General features: G+C 57.8%; 18 protein-coding genes, 1 other RNA gene and 1 other annotated feature. Of the genes, 5 read left to right on the forward strand and 14 right to left on the reverse strand.

Going from position 1 to position 16,249, the window contains the following annotated elements; genetic code table 11:
• Window positions 1-200: 200 nt before the first annotated feature.
• Window positions 201-1,460 carry a diaminopimelate decarboxylase gene (locus B5G06_RS05720; protein WP_087188130.1) on the forward strand — a complete coding sequence of 420 codons (1,260 nt, stop codon included), beginning with the start codon at window positions 201-203 and terminating at the stop codon, window positions 1,458-1,460.
• Window positions 1,461-1,549: 89 nt separating this feature from the next.
• On the opposite strand, the gene rplL is transcribed toward B5G06_RS05720, so the two are convergent.
• The 7 genes from rplL to rpmG all read right to left on the reverse strand — a co-directional run bounded on the left by rplL (window position 1,550) and on the right by rpmG (window position 5,209).
• Window positions 1,550-1,924 carry a 50S ribosomal protein L7/L12 gene (rplL, locus tag B5G06_RS05725; RefSeq protein ID WP_087188131.1) on the reverse strand — a complete coding sequence of 125 codons (375 nt, stop codon included), beginning with the start codon at window positions 1,922-1,924 and terminating at the stop codon, window positions 1,550-1,552.
• Between the two features lie 51 nt (window positions 1,925-1,975).
• Window positions 1,976-2,518 (reverse strand): 50S ribosomal protein L10, encoded by a 543-nt coding sequence (gene rplJ, locus B5G06_RS05730; protein WP_087188132.1) that lies wholly within the window; start codon window positions 2,516-2,518, stop codon window positions 1,976-1,978.
• 45 nt (window positions 2,519-2,563) lie between these two features.
• Window positions 2,564-2,699 (reverse strand) — a sequence feature (ribosomal protein L10 leader region).
• 252 nt (window positions 2,700-2,951) lie between these two features.
• On the reverse strand, window positions 2,952-3,644 hold the full coding sequence (rplA, locus tag B5G06_RS05735; RefSeq protein WP_087188133.1) for a 50S ribosomal protein L1: 693 nt from the start codon (window positions 3,642-3,644) through the stop codon (window positions 2,952-2,954).
• Between the two features lie 21 nt (window positions 3,645-3,665).
• On the reverse strand, window positions 3,666-4,091 hold the full coding sequence (gene rplK / locus B5G06_RS05740) for a 50S ribosomal protein L11 (RefSeq protein WP_087188134.1): 426 nt from the start codon (window positions 4,089-4,091) through the stop codon (window positions 3,666-3,668).
• Between the two features lie 93 nt (window positions 4,092-4,184).
• The gene (gene nusG, locus B5G06_RS05745) at window positions 4,185-4,706 is read right to left on the reverse strand and encodes a transcription termination/antitermination protein NusG (RefSeq protein ID WP_087188135.1); all 522 of its coding nucleotides are present in this window, start codon (window positions 4,704-4,706) and stop codon (window positions 4,185-4,187) included.
• A 10-nt stretch (window positions 4,707-4,716) separates the two neighbouring features.
• Window positions 4,717-5,001, reverse strand: a complete 285-nt coding sequence (gene secE / locus B5G06_RS05750) for a preprotein translocase subunit SecE (RefSeq protein WP_087188136.1) — start codon at window positions 4,999-5,001, stop codon at window positions 4,717-4,719.
• Window positions 5,002-5,044: 43 nt separating this feature from the next.
• On the reverse strand, window positions 5,045-5,209 hold the full coding sequence (gene rpmG / locus B5G06_RS05755) for a 50S ribosomal protein L33 (protein WP_087188137.1): 165 nt from the start codon (window positions 5,207-5,209) through the stop codon (window positions 5,045-5,047).
• A gap of 320 nt (window positions 5,210-5,529) precedes the next feature.
• Here rpmG and ruvX point away from each other — a divergent pair, with 320 nt between their 5' ends.
• A complete protein-coding gene (gene ruvX, locus B5G06_RS05760; RefSeq protein WP_087188158.1) occupies window positions 5,530-5,949 on the forward strand; it encodes a Holliday junction resolvase RuvX in 420 nt (139 codons plus the stop codon).
• A 7-nt stretch (window positions 5,950-5,956) separates the two neighbouring features.
• Here ruvX and B5G06_RS14140 read toward each other — a convergent pair whose 3' ends face one another.
• The 6 genes from B5G06_RS14140 to B5G06_RS05785 all read right to left on the reverse strand — a co-directional run bounded on the left by B5G06_RS14140 (window position 5,957) and on the right by B5G06_RS05785 (window position 9,804).
• Window positions 5,957-6,313 carry a TSUP family transporter gene (locus B5G06_RS14140; RefSeq protein WP_204220750.1) on the reverse strand — a complete coding sequence of 119 codons (357 nt, stop codon included), beginning with the start codon at window positions 6,311-6,313 and terminating at the stop codon, window positions 5,957-5,959.
• Window positions 6,313-6,681, reverse strand: coding sequence for a TSUP family transporter (locus B5G06_RS14145; protein WP_191433693.1), 369 nt, complete (start codon window positions 6,679-6,681; stop codon window positions 6,313-6,315). Before B5G06_RS14145 ends, B5G06_RS14140 begins: the two co-directional genes overlap by 1 nt.
• Window positions 6,682-6,726: 45 nt before the next feature.
• Complete coding sequence (locus B5G06_RS05770; protein ID WP_087188138.1) at window positions 6,727-7,446, reverse strand: tRNA threonylcarbamoyladenosine dehydratase; 720 nt, start codon at window positions 7,444-7,446, stop codon at window positions 6,727-6,729.
• A gap of 52 nt (window positions 7,447-7,498) precedes the next feature.
• On the reverse strand, window positions 7,499-9,097 hold the full coding sequence (locus tag B5G06_RS05775) for a peptidylprolyl isomerase (protein ID WP_087188139.1): 1,599 nt from the start codon (window positions 9,095-9,097) through the stop codon (window positions 7,499-7,501).
• Window positions 9,098-9,277: 180 nt separating this feature from the next.
• Window positions 9,278-9,479, reverse strand: a non-coding RNA gene (gene ssrS / locus B5G06_RS05780) — 6S RNA.
• A gap of 10 nt (window positions 9,480-9,489) precedes the next feature.
• The gene (locus tag B5G06_RS05785; RefSeq protein WP_242955363.1) at window positions 9,490-9,804 is read right to left on the reverse strand and encodes a DUF1292 domain-containing protein; all 315 of its coding nucleotides are present in this window, start codon (window positions 9,802-9,804) and stop codon (window positions 9,490-9,492) included.
• Between the two features lie 297 nt (window positions 9,805-10,101).
• On the opposite strand from B5G06_RS05785, the gene B5G06_RS05790 reads away from it, so the two are divergent.
• The 3 genes from B5G06_RS05790 to B5G06_RS05800 all read left to right on the forward strand — a co-directional run bounded on the left by B5G06_RS05790 (window position 10,102) and on the right by B5G06_RS05800 (window position 14,769).
• Window positions 10,102-12,693: a transglycosylase domain-containing protein gene (locus tag B5G06_RS05790; RefSeq protein WP_087188141.1), complete on the forward strand. Its 2,592-nt coding sequence runs from the start codon at window positions 10,102-10,104 to the stop codon at window positions 12,691-12,693.
• Window positions 12,694-12,942: 249 nt separating this feature from the next.
• Window positions 12,943-14,241 (forward strand): S-layer homology domain-containing protein, encoded by a 1,299-nt coding sequence (locus B5G06_RS05795; protein ID WP_087188142.1) that lies wholly within the window; start codon window positions 12,943-12,945, stop codon window positions 14,239-14,241.
• Window positions 14,242-14,286: 45 nt separating this feature from the next.
• Window positions 14,287-14,769, forward strand: a complete 483-nt coding sequence (locus B5G06_RS05800) for a DUF4358 domain-containing protein (protein WP_087188143.1) — start codon at window positions 14,287-14,289, stop codon at window positions 14,767-14,769.
• 51 nt (window positions 14,770-14,820) lie between these two features.
• Here the strand turns inward: B5G06_RS05800 and B5G06_RS05805 are convergent, their stop codons facing one another.
• Window positions 14,821-16,068 carry a cation:proton antiporter gene (locus tag B5G06_RS05805; RefSeq protein WP_242955364.1) on the reverse strand — a complete coding sequence of 416 codons (1,248 nt, stop codon included), beginning with the start codon at window positions 16,066-16,068 and terminating at the stop codon, window positions 14,821-14,823.
• Window positions 16,069-16,249 lie beyond the last annotated feature (181 nt).

Raw genomic sequence — 16,249 nt, forward strand, 5'->3', positions numbered from 1 at the left:
ACACCTCCTACCCCGCACTATAATTCAAATCATTATACCAGTTTACAATAGTATCTGCAAGACAAGGGCATAAAATTCTTTCCTTTTGGGTAAATTTCTAAAGAATAAAAGGGAAGATGGAAAAATCCCTCACCATCTGTCCATTGACAGAAAGGAAAAACTTTACTATAGTAAATAGCAAAAGATAAGAAGGTGACCCCATGAAACGACCCTTTGTGACAGCGGAGCAGCTGCGCTCCATCACCCAGCAGTACCCCACACCCTTCCACCTGTATGACGAAAAAGGCATCCGGGAAAATGCCCGGCGGTTGAAAGCTGCCTTTGCCTGGAATCCGGGCTTTAAAGAATATTTTGCCGTGAAAGCTACCCCCAATCCTGCCATTTTGAAGATCCTGCGGGAGGAGGGCTGCGGCGCCGACTGCTCCTCCCTCACCGAGCTGATGCTCTCCCAGCGCTGCGGTCTCACCGGGCCGGAGATCATGTTTTCCTCCAACGATACCCCGGCGGAGGATTTCAAGCTGGCCGCCCAGCTGGGGGCTACTATCAATCTGGATGACTTCACCCACATTGATTTTCTCAAGGAGACTATCGGATATATCCCCGAGACCATCTCCTGCCGCTTCAACCCCGGCGGTACCTTCACCATCGGCGCATCTACCGAGGGCTTCCAGGTGATGGATACCCCCGGCGACTCCAAGTACGGCTTCACCCGGGAGCAGCTCTTTGAGGGCTTTAAAAAGCTGAAGGCCATGGGAGCCAAGCGGTTCGGCATCCACGCCTTCCTGGCCTCCAACACCCTGTCCAATGAGTACTATCCCACCCTGGCGGGCATCCTGTTCCAGCTGGCGGTGGAGTTGGAGCAGGAGACGGGCTGTGATATCTGCTTCATCAACCTGTCCGGCGGAGTGGGTATCCCCTATAAGCCCGACCAGCCCGCCAACGACATTGCCGCCATTGGTGAGGGGGTGCGCAAGCAGTTTGAGCAGATCCTGGTGCCCGCGGGCATGGGGGATGTGGCCATCTACACCGAGCTGGGCCGCTTCATGCTGGGGCCCAACGGCTGCCTGGTTACCAAGGTGCTCCACTTCAAGCGCACCTACAAGGAATATGTGGGCGTGGACGCCTGTGCCGCCAACCTGATGCGCCCTGCCATGTACGGCGCCTACCACCATATCACTGTTATGGGCAAGGAGGACGCCCCCTGTGACCACAAGTATGATGTCACCGGCGGCCTGTGCGAGAACAACGACAAGTTTGCCATCGACCGGATGCTGCCGGAGGTGGAGCGGGGAGACCTGCTGGTGATCCATGACACCGGCGCCCACGGCTTCTCTATGGGCTACAACTATAACGGCAAGCTGCGCTCCGCCGAGGTGCTCCTGCAGGAGGACGGCTCCACCAGGCTGATCCGCCGGGCGGAGACCCCGGAGGACTACTTCGCTACTCTGATCTTTGACTAAAGCAAAACCGGGCCGGGAAATTCCCGGCCCGGTAAAAAAAGACCTGCCGCAAATGCGGCAGGTCTTTTTCATCCGATTGGAAAGCGGAATTACTTCAGCTCCACCTTGGCGCCGACCTCTTCCAGCTTCTTCTTCAGCTCCTCGGCCTCGTCCTTGGAGACACCCTCCTTGATAGCCTTGGGGGCAGCCTCGACAGCAGCCTTGGCCTCAGCCAGGCCCAGGCCGGTGATCTCACGGACAGCCTTGATGACCTTGATCTTCTCGGCGCCGACCTCAGCCAGCACCACGTCGAACTCGGTCTTCTCCTCAGCAGCGGGAGCAGCAGCGCCGCCAGCGGCGGGAGCAGCCATAGCAGCGGCGGAAACGCCGAACTCGTCCTCCAGAGCGTGCACGAGCTCGGAGAGCTCCAGAACAGTCAGACCCTTAACCTCTTCAATGAGGGCAGTGATTTTCTCAGAAGCCATGATAGGTAACCTCCTAAATAAATTATAATTGATACAGAATGGTGCGGGGAATTACTCGGCGGCAGCTTCGGCGGACTCGGCAGCCTCGACAGAGCCGCCCTTCTGCTCGCAGATGGCCTTGATGACGATGGCCAGGCTGGTGATGGGAGCCAGCATGGTGCCCAGGACCTGAGCCTGCAGGACCTCCTTGGAGGGCAGCTCAGCCAGAGCCATGATCTCGTCCATGGACAGGACCTTGCCGTCCATAAAGCCGGCCTTGATGGTGAACTTAGCACCGTTGAACTGCTTGGCGAACTTGTTGATCACACGCATGGGAGCGATGGGATCGCCGTGGGACAGAGCCAGAGAAGTGGTGCCGTTGAGCACGTCATCCATCTCGTTCAGACCCACGTTGTTGATGGCGAAACGCACCAGGGTGTTCTTCACCACGGCGTAGTCCAGCTCGTTCTTGCGGCACTCGGCGCGCAGAGCGGTGTCCTCGGCCACAGTGATGCCCTTATAGTCCACAAGCACGCCGCTGGCGGCGTTCTGCAGCTTCTCGGTCAGCTCAGCCACGATGGCCTGCTTCTCACTGAGAACCTTTGCGTTAGGCATTTGGATTCACCTCCGTTGAATTTGAGTTCAACTTTTCCGATGCAGTCACGCAACAAAAAAGCTGTTTTCGCATTCAAAGCAGCGAAAACAGCACAAAGAAATTCATTCCGTTGTGGCTGCATTCTCGGCAGGACTTACGGCTTGCGCCGCCTGCTGTCTTTGAACACGACTGATAGTATACAATAGAACCCCGAGGATGTCAAGTGCTTTTTTGAAAAATGATCACTTTTTTGTGAGTATCCTGGGGAAAAGAGTGAGAAAAACGGGGAGCAGGAAAACCTGCTCCCCATTTTGTCTGTTGTCACGCTGCACACCCTCCGCGACGGGCAACTGCTCAGTACTCCGCCGAAAATACCGCTGGGTTGTGCCCAGCCTGTTTTTCGGCCTGCGTGCTTCGCTGTTGCCCTGCTCCCGGGTGCTCCGCGCTTCTTAATTACATCAGCTTAGCGCCGTTGATCTTCACGCCGGGGCCCATGGTGGAAGCACACACGCAGGAGCGAATGTACTGACCCTTGGCAGCGGAGGGCTTAGCCTTGATGATGGCGCCCATCAGAGCGTTGAAGTTCTCGGTCAGCTTCTCAGCGCCGAAGGAGACCTTGCCGATGGGGCAGTGGATGATGTTGGTCTTGTCCAGACGGTACTCAACCTTACCGGCCTTGATCTCGGTAACAGCCTTGGCCACGTCGGGGGTGACGGTGCCGGCCTTGGGGGAGGGCATCAGGCCCTTGGGGCCCAGGACCTTACCCAGACGGCCCACAACACCCATCATGTCGGGAGAAGCCACGACCACATCGTAGTCGAACCAGTTCTCCTTCTGGATCTTCTCAACCATGTCCATCTCGCCCACGAAGTCGGCGCCGGCAGCCTTAGCAGCCTCAGCCTTGTCGCCCTTGGCGAAGACCAGCACGCGCTGGGTCTTGCCGGTGCCGTGGGGGAGAACGATGGCGCCGCGGACCTGCTGGTCGGCGTGACGGGAGTCAACGCCCAGCTTCACGTGCAGCTCAACGGTCTCGTCGAACTTGGCGGGAGCGGTCTTAACCACCAGCTCCATGGCCTCAGCGGTATCGTACAGAGCGCCCTTGTCGATGAGCTTGGCGCTCTCCTGATATTTCTTGCCTCTAAACATTGCTCTATTCCCTCCTTCGGCTTAGTCGCCCACCACGATGCCCATGGAGCGGGCAGTGCCGGCGATCATGCTCATAGCCGCGTCGATGCTGGCCGCGTTCAGGTCAGGCATCTTGGTCTCGGCGATCTTGCGCACATCTTCCTTGCTGATGGTGGCCACCTTGGTCTTGTTGGGCACACCGGAGCCGGACTCGATGTTGCAGGCCTTCTTGATGAGGACGGCGGCGGGAGGAGTCTTGGTGATAAAGGTGAAAGAACGGTCGGCGTAAACGGTGATCACCACGGGGATGATCAGGCCCACATCGTTCTTAGTGCGCTCGTTGAACTCCTTGGTGAAGGCGGCAATGTTGATGCCGTGCTGACCAAGGGCAGGACCGACGGGGGGCGCGGGAGTCGCCTTGCCGGCGGGAATCTGAAGTTTCACATAACCAGTAATTTTCTGTGCCATTTGAAACAGCACCTCCTACGATAAATGTGGTTGGAAGCGGAACTGCTGTGCAGTCCCTCCCACGTGCGGGGGAAAGGGGCCGTGCCCGGAGACTTATTCGACTGGCTCGACCTCGTCCAGTTCCAGCTCCACGGGAGTTTCACGACCGAACATGGAGACTACCACCCGGACCTTGCTGCGGTCCAGATCGATCTCCTCCACGGTACCCAGGAAGGATTCCAGGGCGCCATTGATGATCTTGACGTTGTCGCCTACCTGGTAGTTCACCACTACCTCGCGCTTTTCCACGCCCAGAGCGGCGATCTCTTCGTCAGAGAGGGGGATGGCCTTGTTGCCGGAGCCCACAAATCCGGTGACGCCGCGCACGTTGCGTACCAGATGCCAGGTCTCGTCGGTCAGGACCATTTTGACCAGCACATAGCCGGGAAATACCTTGCGCTCTACGGTCTTGGGGCCGTTGTCCGTGATTTCGGTAACGGTCTCCAGAGGGATACTGACCTCAAAAATGAGGTCCCGCAGGCCGCGGTTCTCCACTGCCTTTTCGATGCTGGCGGCCACGGTGTTTTCATAGCCGGAATAGGTATGCACCACATACCATTTCGCGTTCTCAGCCATCTTCTACACCTTAACCCTTGCCAAACAGATCCAACAGGGCACGAATCACGGAGCCGGCGAGGGCGTCGAACACCCAGATGCAGATCCCAACGACGATACAGCAGAGAATGACGATCACGGTGTTGTTAATGGTCTGTTTCTTGGTGGGCCACTGGACCTTCTTCAGCTCGCTCTTGAGTTCCTTGAACCACTTGCCGATGCGGGCGAAGAAGCCGGGCTTTTTGTCCGCCTTGGCGTCCTTCTTCTTCTCGGACTTGGCGGGCTTGGTCTGCTCGAGCTTCTCGTTTTCAGACATTCCGTTTAACCCTTCTTTCTTCTGAGCCGTCTTGCAGAGCTCATTACTTGGTCTCGTTGTGGACCGTGTGCTTTCTGCAGAAGGGGCAGTACTTCTTCAATTCCAGACGGTCGGGAGTGTTCTTCTTGTTCTTGTTGGTGTTATAGTTCCGCTGCTTGCACTCGGAGCAGCGCAGGGTGATCTTCACCCGGTTGCCGGCCTTCGCCATGTTCGGCACCTCCTTCATTGTTTGACCGCATAACAGCAAAAATGCCGGATGCGGCCGCAGGCCGAATCCAGCACGTACCGGCGGCGAAACGCTGCCGGATGGAACGTCACGGTGCGGATTCGGCACATTTGCCTCCCTATGTCTCACGCGGAGGGAAGGGTTTCGCACGTCATCACACCGTAAAAATGCGCACAAAAAAAGAGCCCTTTTTCATAGGTAACTAAACTATACCACAGCATGAGACCAAAGTCAAGCAGTTTCCACTTGTTTTTTCTTCATTCCTTTTGTATAGTGTAGAAAGCAGAAAAGGAGTGATGATCTTGCGTATCATGGCCATTGATTACGGCGACGCCCGGACGGGCGTTGCCATCTCCGATCCCACCGGCCTGCTGGCCGGTTATACCACCGTGATCCACAGCCGCAAGGCGGATGTGGTGGCGGAGGAGCTGGCCCGGCTGGTGAAGGAACACCAGGTGGACGAGTTGGTGATGGGGTTTCCCCGGAATATGGACGGCACCGAGGGCCCCCGGGCGGAGCTGTACAAGGCCTTTGCCGCCCAGGTGGAAGAGACCTGCGGCCTGAAGCCGGTGCTGTGGGATGAGCGGCGCACCACCGTGGAGGCCCACAACATCCTCCACGCCTCGGGCAAGAAGATGAAAAACCACAAGAAGACAGTGGATGCTGTTGCGGCCACCCTGATCCTGGAGGGCTACCTCACCTTCAAGCGGGCCAGAGGATAAGGAACACCTACCCTTTCCGGAACAGCTCCCGCAAGCCCACTACCAGGAGAAATCCTCCAAAGCAGCGGCGCAGCAGAGCGGTGTCCAGTCCGGTGGCCGCCCAGGCGGCCAGAGCCGCGCACACAAGGCCGGTGAGGATGGCGGGGAGCAGAACCGGCTTTTCCACATAACCGTTCCTGATGTGGGCGGGCAGAGCTGCGGCGGCCGAGGGCAGAAAGTAGAGCAGGTTGATGCCCTGAGCCTGGTTTTGGGCGATACCGGCAAAGGTGGTCAGATAGATGAGCAGCAGGGTGCCGCCTCCAACCCCAAAGCCGGACAGGATGCCGGTAAGAGCCCCTGCCAGAATGGCGGTCAGCCAGCCCATCAGAAGAACAGGGCCTTTACCCCGCCGTAGAGCAGCAGCAGGGCAAAGAGCCGTCGGAGCCACACCATATTCATACGCCGAAACAGCCTCCCGCCCAGGAGACCGCCCAGCAAGCCCCCCACCAGATAGGGCAGTGCCATCCACAAATCCACGCCGCCCCGGAACAGATAGATGGCGGCGGACAGGGCACACATGGGCAGAATGATGGCGACTGAGGTGGCGAAAGCCTTCCGCTGTCCCAGGCCGCACCAGCCTGCCAGCAGGGGGACCAGCACCATACCGCCCCCGCCCCCGAAAAAACCGTTGACTAAGCCCGCCGCCCCTCCTGCCAGAGCGGGGCGGAGCCATGTTCCATGATTCTGACGCAAAAAACATCCCTCCGTTGGCCTTAGTTTGCCGGCGGAGGGATGTTTTTATACGGGTTGCAGACCGGACAGCGTGAGTACCACGTCGCCGGCCATCATGAGCCCCGCTACTGGGGGCACCCAGGCTACGCTGCCGGGGACGGAGCGGCGGCCGGGGGGAGGAGCCTCATGCTGGGTGGCTGCCTTGGGTTCCTCCGGGGACCACAGCACCCGGTGGTGGTGGATACCTCTGGCCCGCAGCTCCTTGCGGACCACCCGAGCCAAGGGACAGCCCTCGGTTTTGGAGATGTCCCCGATGCGGAACAGGGAGGGGTCCAGCTTGTTGCCGGTCCCAAGGGCAGAGAGAATGGGGATGTTTCGGGTGATGGCGGTCTCGATCAGGTCCAGTTTGCAGGACACCAGGTCGATACAATCCACAAGGTAGTCGTACTTTGTGGAAAAGAAGGACTCCCGGTTCTGGGCCTCGTACTTTTCCACCCGGACCGTGGTGCGGCACTGGGGATTGATGTCGGCGATGCGGTCCGCCATGGCCTGGGCCTTGGGCACGCCCAGGGTGGACAGGGTGGCCTCCACCTGACGGTTCAGGTTGGTGAGTCCCACCTCGTCATGGTCGATGAGGGTGAGGGCCCCCACGCCGGAGCGGGCCAGGGCCTCGGCGCACCAGCTGCCCACGCCGCCCAGGCCGAATACCGCCACATGGGCGGCGGTCAGGCGCTCCATAGCCTGGTCGCCCAGCAGCATTTGGGTGCGTAAGAATTTTTCGTCCATAAAGCCTCCGAAAAAAGGCGGACGGGGCTGGGCTCCGTCCGCCTTTTGGTCGTTAGTCGTTTACATACTTGATGCCGTCGCCCTGGACTGCTTCCAGACCTTCGGTCAGGCCGGTGAGCCAGGTGTTCATGCCGTCCTGACGCAGGGCGCTGTCGGCGTCCAGCTTCCAGACGGGATCGCTGGCACCCTGGTAGTACACCACGTGCCAGCCCTGCTGGCCGGAGTTGGTGTTCTCAATGAGGGTGGTGTCGCCGGGCTGGCGGCTCTCCTCGCCAAACAGCCAGCTGTCAAAGATGGTGAAGTAGCCCTTGTAGACCTTCTCGTACAGGCCGCCGTTGGTGTTGGAGCCGGGATCATCGGAGTTGGCCTCGGCCAGAGCACCGAAGGACTCGGCGGTCTTGTCGCCGGCGTTCCACTCATCCAGCAGGGACTGGGCCTCGGCCTTGGCGGCGTCCAGAGCCTCCTGAGTGGGAACGGTGGACTCGTCCACATCCTCGGTAGCGGGATCATCCTCCTGGGTCAGCTCAGCCTTGATGAGGATGTGGCGAATGTCGGCAGTGGGAGTCTCGTCCAGGTAACGCTCCTGGAAGAGCACCACATAGTAGCCGGTATCATATTCCACCACGCCCACGTCGCCGGTGGTGCGGGAGGCATCCAGCATCCACTCGCCATAAGCGCGGCTGGAGACGCTGGTGCCGGAGAGGGCGGTGGTCAGGGAGTAGTCAGGATCGCTCTCATACTTCTCCTTGCTGCTCTCAGACACATAGTTGGGAGCCAGCTCGGCAAAGGTGGCCTCCTTGTCCTCGGCAGCCTCCACGGCAGCGGCGAACTCGTCGGCCTTGGCCTTGGCGGCCTGCATGGCGGCGGCGGACTCCTCCTCGGTGGGCTCCACGGTGTTGCCCTCCTCGTCGGTGCCGCTGGGAGCGGTGCCGTCGATCTGGATGGAGCGGAAGGTGAAGCTGTCCAGATCATTCTTGTGCTCGTCATAGTAGGTCTGGATGGCGTCGCCGGTGATATCCAGACCGTCCATATAGGCGTTCTTATAGCTGGAAACCAGCACATCCCGACGGACACAGTCCTCATAGGCGCCCACGGTCATATACTTGCCATAGGTGCTTCTCAGGTAGCCCTCAAAGCTGCCGGCACCCAGCTGGGCGGCATAGCTCTTCATATAGGCGATGGAATTGTCCACGGTGGCCTGATCCTCGTCGGTAAAGGTATACCCGGCCTCCTCAGCGGCATTCTCCACAGCGGCCACTTCGGTCAGGTCGGTAATGGCCTGCTCCAGGAAGTAGTCATAGTAGGTCTGGGTCTGCTCCTCGTCCACATACTGCTCACGCAGGTCGGTCTGAGGATCAAAGGAGGCGCCGTTGGAATAGGATTCAACCATGGCCGCGTAGAAATAGTATTCCACATCGTTGACATTATAATTCCGGCCGTCCACGGTGAGGGCGGTGGCGCCGCGCTGGAAAATACCGGAGTGCCACACCAGCAGAATGACTACCAGGATGGCGATGATCACGCCGATGGCGGTATACAATACCGTTTTCTGCTTGGCGGCCTTCTGCTCCCGGAGCTCAGCCCGCTGCTTTTGGGTCAATCCCTGCTCGGGATCGCTCCGGCGCTGCTTTTTTTCTCTGGATGCGCTCATTTGTTGCTTCAGTCCTCTCGTCAATGTTCCTGCCGTCGGCAGGGGTGGCTGTACATCCAAATCTGTATAGACAAGCCTGTATTATACAGGAAAAGGGCCTGTCTTTCAAGCCTAAAAACCAGTTTTACACTTTGTTCAGATTTGCGGATATAAGAAAACCCCACGAAACCACAGTTTCGTGGGGGCCCCGCTCTGGCCGTGCGGATCCATTTAAAACCTGCACGAAATGGCAGGTGGGTCGCCTCCATGATGTTTCGTTGCTTCCAACTTCCAGCCGTCCCTCGAAGGGGCGCCGGGAGGCCTGCAGTCCACACCATGAGGGGGCGTCCCGTTTAAGAGATGTGGGTTTAAATAAAACCCGTCACGCACCGAGCAGGAATCAGTTTCAGATTTTACTCATCATCTTCATCGGCGAAGAGGGCCTCCATAAACTGCTGATAGACCAGATCCAGCTCCTCATCGCTGTCCAGTGTGGAAAGCTGTTCCTCGCCGTCCACCTGGACCACCTTTAGAATGATAAGGCCAGCTTCCTCGTCGTCCAGATCTACTTCCTTGATATCGTCCCCTGCTTCCTCGCCCTGAACAACGGGGAAGAAGGCCATATAGGTCTGGCCGTTATACTCCAGAGTATCTACGTGCTCCAGTTCGAACTCATTGCCGTCCTCATCGGTGACGGTGATGAAATCAGGGCCAAATTCTTCACTCATAGATGGCACCATACCTTCCTTAGTGTCGTCTCTATTGTAGCTTGTAGTTGAGCAAAATGCAAGAGCAGGACGTGCTAAAATTTTTTTGAATCACGGAATGGATACAAAAAAGCCGGGAAAGAGGGTGGACAACAGGTGAGAACGTGATATAATAACATCGATTCTCTGTAAGCTTTAGTTGCAGATAGCAGTACCAAAAGCCTGCTTACCCAATACGGAGGTGTCATTTTGCCGTCAAGATCCAATCAAAGTCCCCGGCCGCCCAGGCGCCGGAGCGAAAAGACCTACAGTCCCGCGATGCATATCCTGGGAATCGTGGGCAAGGTCGTGGGGACCTTCCTGCTGGTCATGCTGATCACCGGGATCATCCTCGTCTGCTTCGCCATGGTCTATATCAAAACAGTCATCCTGCCTCAGGCCCATCTGGACGCCAATTTTGATATGAACCTGACCAGCACCATCTATTATATGAACCAGGAGACGGGAGAATACGAGGAACATTTTTCCCTTCACGGTACAGAGAACCGTAAGAAAGTGACCTACGATCAGATCCCGGAAAATCTGGTCAACGCCACCATTGCCATTGAGGATGAGCGATTTTTGACCCACAATGGCGTGGACTGGAAGCGTACCCTCAACGGCGTGCTGCTCATGTTCACCGGAAAGGATATCCAGGGCGGCTCCACCATTACCCAGCAGCTCATTAAGAACGCCACTCAGTATGACGACGTCACCGTCAAGCGTAAGATCCTGGAGATCTTTACCGCCCTGGACTTTGACGCCACCTACTCCAAGGAGCAGATCATGGAGTGGTATCTGAATCTGATCTATCTGGGCGACAACTGTTACGGTGTGGCAACCGCCGCCGAAAACTACTTTGGCAAGGACGTGTCTGAGCTGAGCCTGGCCGAGTGCGCCAGCCTCATCAGCATCACCAATAACCCCACCCTGTATGGCCCCAACTCCAACATTCGTATCACCAATGAGGAGACCGGCGAGGTCACCACCGGCCGGGAGCGCAACAAGCAGCGCCAGGAGCTGGTGCTGTGGAAGATGCTGGACCTGGGCATGATCTCCCAGGAGGAGTACGATGAAGCTGTGGCGGAGGAACTGGTGTTCACCCGCAGCGAAGATGAAAAGAAGCCCAGTACCATTTACAACTGGTACGACGAGCAGGTCATCACCGATGTGATCAACGACCTGATGGAGGAATATGGCTACTCCGAGCAGCTGGCGGAGAACATGGTGTACTCCGGCGGCCTGAAGATCTACGCCTGTGTGGATACCCGCATCCAGTCCATTGTGGAATCGGTCTATTACGATCAGAACAGTCTGGTGCTTACCTCCTCCAAGGGACAGGATATCCAGTCCTCCATTGTCATCATTGACCCCGAGGGCAATGTGGTGGGCCTGGCGGGTGCCTTGGGCGAAAAGACGGCCAACCGGGTGCTCAATATGGCCAGCGGCACTGTCCGTCAGCCTGGTTCCTCCATCAAGCCCCTGTCGGTCTATGCGCCGGCCATTGAGCTGGGTATGATTACCCCGGCCTCGGTCTATGCCGATGAACCGGTGCGTGTGCTCAACGGAAAGAACTGGCCCCTGAACAATCCCCAGACCTACCGCGGTGATATTACGGTCAATACCGCTGTGGAGGTGTCCTCCAACCCTGTGGCGGTGCGTATTCTGGAGGAGATGGGGGCGGAAACTTCCTTTGACTTTGTGGAGCAGAATTTCCACATTGATCTGGAGGAGTCCTATCTGAGCAACGGCGAGGTCAAGAACGACTACGGTTCCAGCCAGCTGGCCCTGGGCGGTCTGACCCACGGTGTCAGCGTGATGGATATGGCGGCTGCCTACTCGGTGTTCCCCCGGGACGGTGTGTATATCGAGCCCCGTACCTACACCAAGGTCACCCGTGAGGTGGACGGTGTGGAAGAGGTGTTGCTGGACAACACTGATACCGAAGGCGAGGTCATTCTCTCCACCAAGACCACCTATTATATGAATGAGATGCTCAAGAACGTGGTAAGCAACGGTACCGGTACCGCCGCCCGTATCTCGGGCATGACGGTGGCCGGTAAGACCGGTTCCACCACCGCCAACAACGACCGCTGGTTTGTGGGCTATACGCCCTACTACACCGCAGCTGTGTGGGTGGGCTATAAGACCCCCGAGCGGATCTATGCCAGCAACAACCCCGCCGCGGTACTGTGGCAGAAAGTGATGAGCCAGGTCCATGAGGGCCTGGAGAACAAGGACTTTACGCAGGCCAGCGGACTGACGCCGGTACAGCTGTGTAAGGACAGCGGGCTGCGGGCCACCGAGGCCTGTCTCAGCGATCCCAGAGGGGACCGGGTCTACCAGATGTACCTCTTCTCGGACGATGTGCCGGTAGAGAACTGTGACCAGCACACCATGGTGGATGTCTGTACCGACTCCCCCATTCTGGATGCCGACGGCAATCCCATCGAGGGCCTGTATCATCTGGCCGGCGACTATTGTCCCAGAGAGGCCAACGAGGCGCTGGGGATCACCGAGGGTACAGTGAAGTCTATCGGCGTACTGGTCAGCGGAGACAGCAGCAACCAGTATACCAAGGCGTATCTGGAGTCCCAGGGCAGCTGTACGGTGCACACCTCGGAGCCGGAGGCCCCGGAGCCGGATGAGTATGATCCCTCTACCTTCCGGTTGGAGGACCAATCTACCTGGCCTACCCAGGAGCAGTGGCCTGGCTTCGATCCCACCAATCCGGCCACCTATCCCACGGTTCCGCCGGAGCCTACAGATTCGGGCGGGTCCGGTGGAGAGACCACGGAGCCCAGTGTAACACCGTCTCCCGCGCCTACGCCGGAGACACCGCCGGAGGAACCATACGTTCCCGCCGGATGAGCCAATCAGTATGAAAGCGGAGGAGCTGCCTTTGGGCGGCTCCTCCGCTTTTGGTATTGCGGGCCATCATAAAATCGTAAGAAGTAGGTCGGAAAAGGGCAAAGTCGTTGGGGCCCAACGATATTGAAGCATACTTCCGTATCATTGTGGAAAAAAAGGAAAATGGAGCAAAAAGAATCTTCCTCTTTCTCTGGACGGAACCTGAAAAATCTGATACACTGAAGCCAAATCACAGCAGGAGGGAACATTATGCTGATCCAACAGGTGGTCGCATTTTTATTGGCTGGGGCACTGATGACCGGCGGATCGTCCGGGGTCACCATTCAGGATGTTTCACAGGATCATTGGTCCTACCCCTATGTGTCCTATATGGTGGAACATGATGTGATGTACACCACCAAGACTGGAAACTTCCTGGGGGAGGTCCAGATCAATCGGGGTGACTTTGTACTCAGCCTGTGGCGGGCGGCGGGAAGCCCGTCCGGAGCCACGCCCAATTTTACCGATGTGCGCCCGGAAGACGCCTGCTATCAGGCGGTGGGCTGGGCGGTAGAGCAGGGGATCTCTCAGGGTACCTCTGAGACGAAATTCTCCCCGGCGGCCTCATTGGACCGGGAGCAGGCCTTTACTTTCCTGTGGCGGGCCCTGCCGGTATTCGGTGTGGAGCAGAAAGAGGGCTTGTCAGGCGGACTGGCTGATTTCCAGGACGTGGACACGGTAAGCGACTGGGCTCTGGCGGCCATTGGGGATTTGTACGCCCGGGGGATCGTCAGCGGCACCGGGGACGGACTTCTGGCGCCCCACCAGCCGGTGACTCGCAGCGAGACCGCCACGCTCCTCTATAAAACACTGGATCTGGCCGGCAAGATCGAAGGGGGCGACACCCCCACGGTTTCCACGGCAGTACCTGAAGATGAGTGGGCCTGGTTTGACGACGTGGTCTTTGTAGGCGACTCGGTATCCCTGAAGCTGACCGGATATGTGACCAAGATGCGCCAGAGCGATCCGGACTATCTGGGCAAGGCCCAGTTCCTTACCGCCGGCAGCCTGGGCAGCGGAAATGCGCTGTGGGAGGTCAGCGACGAGTCGGTTCATCCTCTCTACCAGGGCACCAAGATGCGTCTGGAGGACTCGGTCCACGCCTGCGGCGCTAAAAAGCTCTATATCCTGCTGGGCATGAACGACGTGGGTATGTATGGTGTGGACGGTTCAGCGGCCAATATGGAGACGCTGCTCAAGCTCATTAAGGAAAAGACCCCCGATTTGGAGATCTTTGTCCAGTCGGCCACCCCCATCCACAAGGGCAATGAGAAAAAGGTGCTGAACAACGCAAACCTGCGGCTGTACAATGAGAAGCTGAAGGAGATGTGTGACCGCAACGGCTACCACTATGTGGACATTGCCTCGGTGCTCACTGACGCGGAAGGCTATCTGCCCGATTCCTATTGCAGCGATGCCACCGGTATGGGGATGCACTTCACCGATGAGGCCTGCCGGATCTGGGTGGATTATTTGAAGCAGGATGCAGCCGCCCGTCAGAACGGCTGACCGGATGGAAAAACAGTGCGGTAGAAACCGCGGAAAGGTGATCGTATGAAAAAGAAAGTACGCAGCGTACTGCTGCTGGCATTGGCTGTCATGATGGCGGGTAGCGCCGCTGGCTGCAGCGGCGGGACAAAGACCGCCGATATGGATGTGGCGAAAGTGATGGACGCCATGTTGGAGAAGGCCCCGATTGAGGGCGGCATTGAGTTGAGTCAGGACGATATGCTCAACTTCTACGGCATCCAGAGTGAGGATATGGAGGCTTTTGCCGCCAACCTTGCAGCAGATGGCATTACCGCCAAGGAGATCGTGCTGGTGAAGGCCAAGGACGAGGACAGCGCCAAGACGGTGGAGAGCAAGCTGCAGAGTCGGCTGGACGCCCGCCGCAACGAGTTCAACAACTACCTGCCCGATCAGTACGCCATCGTGGAAAAGAGCGAAGTCAAGCGGGACGGCGTGTATGTGCGGCTTATCATCTCTCCCCAGCAGGACGAGCTGGTGGAGCTGTACAACAGCTACCTGAACGGCTGATTTTTTAAAAAAGAAAAGCTCCGCTGCCATAGCAGCGGAGCTTTTTGTTTCTTATTTTTGCTTGTGAGCGCTGTCGCGGAGGCGTTCGTGATCTTCCAGCAGGGCCTGAGCGGCCAGATCGAAGGCGGCGGCGTCTTCGTAGCGGTTGACCAGCTCGCTCTCCTGCAGGTCGCTGTAGTCCTTTTCCTTGCCGCGGTAGACAAGCTTGAGCAAAATGGGGGTGAGGATGGTAGTTGCAATGACCATCAGCACCACGGGACCAAAGAAGTCATCGTTCATCAGCCCCGCCGCAATACCGTTGTTGGCCACGATCAGGGCAACCTCGCCGCGGGAGATCATGCCCACGCCGATGCGGAGGGAATCCTGATTGGAGTAGCGGCACAGTTTGGCGCCCAGCCCGCAGCCCACCACCTTGGAGACTACAGCCAAGAGGATCAGCAGGACGGAGAAAAGAACGATGGAGCCGCTCATCTCCGGCAGTACCACCTTCAGACCCAGGCTGGCGAAGAAGATGGGGGAGAGCAGCGTGTAAGACAGGGTATCGAAGCGATCCTGCAAGTAGGCCACCCGGGGAGTCTTGGCGAAGATCAGACCGGCGATATAGGCGCCGGTGATGTCGGCCACGCCGAATACTTCCTCGGCAAAGTAGGCGTACAGCAGGCAGAACGCAAAGGAAATGACAACAAACCGGCGTTTATCCCGGTCATATCGCTTGAACCACCACTCCACGATCCGGTGAAGCACGATCCATACCACCACACTGATAGCGAAAAAGGCTGCGATCTTCAGCAGGACCATCAGCACATTGGCGCCGGTGCCCGACATACTGGTGATGATGGTGAGCGCCACGATGCCCAGCACATCGTCAATGATGGCGGCGCCCAGAATGGCGTTGCCCGAACGGGTGGACAGCTTCCCAATCTCCTTCAGAGTCTCTACCGTGATGCTGACGGAGGTGGCGGTCAGGATCACGCCGACAAAGACGTTTTGCAGGAAGGTGTCAGTTCCGGTATTGAAGAAGCAGGCCAGCGCAAAGCCGCCTGCCAGCGGGACCAGAACACCGATGAGGGCGATGATGAATGCAGACGCGCCTGCCTTCTTCAGTTCGCCCAGGTCAGTCTCCAGACCGGCGTTGAACATCAGGACGATGACGCCCAATTCTGCCAGCTGGTCCATCAGCGTGGTTTCCTGAAGCACGCCCAGCATAGCGGGGCCCAGCAGCAGTCCGGCCAACAGTGCGCCGACGACCTGGGGCAGCGCAAACCGCTTGGTTACAATTCCCAGGACCTTGGTGCTCAACAGGATGACCGCGATCTCAAATAAAAAGTGATAACTCGTATCCCACACCCCTCTCTCTAGTGTAGTAAAAATGCACTATAAATGGTAGTTTATTTTGGCCAAAAAATCAACTGGCAACCTGGATAGAATTTCAGGCTGCTGTCATAATTCAACTCAAAAAACTGACAAGAAAATTCCCCGG

The organism is Flavonifractor sp. An52 (assembly GCF_002159385.1).
GTDB lineage: Bacteria > Bacillota > Clostridia > Oscillospirales > Oscillospiraceae > Flavonifractor > Flavonifractor avicola.

Bases quoted from the DNA above. Each gene is read 5' to 3' on its own strand.
- B5G06_RS05785 (WP_242955363.1), bottom strand. From the start codon at position 9,804: ATGAGTGAAGAATTTGGCCCTGATTTCATCACCGTCACCGATGAGGAC.
- nusG (WP_087188135.1), bottom strand. From the start codon at position 4,706: ATGGCTGAGAACGCGAAATGGTATGTGGTGCATACCTATTCCGGCTAT.
- rplL (WP_087188131.1), bottom strand. From the start codon at position 1,924: ATGGCTTCTGAGAAAATCACTGCCCTCATTGAAGAGGTTAAGGGTCTG.
- B5G06_RS14140 (WP_204220750.1), bottom strand. From the start codon at position 6,313: ATGGGCTGGCTGACCGCCATTCTGGCAGGGGCTCTTACCGGCATCCTG.
- rpmG (WP_087188137.1), bottom strand. From the start codon at position 5,209: ATGGCGAAGGCCGGCAACCGGGTGAAGATCACCCTGCGCTGCTCCGAG.
- B5G06_RS05795 (WP_087188142.1), top strand. From the start codon at position 12,943: ATGCTGATCCAACAGGTGGTCGCATTTTTATTGGCTGGGGCACTGATG.
- rplJ (WP_087188132.1), bottom strand. From the start codon at position 2,518: ATGCCTAACGCAAAGGTTCTCAGTGAGAAGCAGGCCATCGTGGCTGAG.
- B5G06_RS05720 (WP_087188130.1), top strand. From the start codon at position 201: ATGAAACGACCCTTTGTGACAGCGGAGCAGCTGCGCTCCATCACCCAG.
- rplK (WP_087188134.1), bottom strand. From the start codon at position 4,091: ATGGCACAGAAAATTACTGGTTATGTGAAACTTCAGATTCCCGCCGGC.
- B5G06_RS05775 (WP_087188139.1), bottom strand. From the start codon at position 9,097: ATGAGCGCATCCAGAGAAAAAAAGCAGCGCCGGAGCGATCCCGAGCAG.
- secE (WP_087188136.1), bottom strand. From the start codon at position 5,001: ATGTCTGAAAACGAGAAGCTCGAGCAGACCAAGCCCGCCAAGTCCGAG.
- B5G06_RS05770 (WP_087188138.1), bottom strand. From the start codon at position 7,446: ATGGACGAAAAATTCTTACGCACCCAAATGCTGCTGGGCGACCAGGCT.
- B5G06_RS05800 (WP_087188143.1), top strand. From the start codon at position 14,287: ATGAAAAAGAAAGTACGCAGCGTACTGCTGCTGGCATTGGCTGTCATG.
- rplA (WP_087188133.1), bottom strand. From the start codon at position 3,644: ATGTTTAGAGGCAAGAAATATCAGGAGAGCGCCAAGCTCATCGACAAG.
- B5G06_RS05790 (WP_087188141.1), top strand. From the start codon at position 10,102: ATGCATATCCTGGGAATCGTGGGCAAGGTCGTGGGGACCTTCCTGCTG.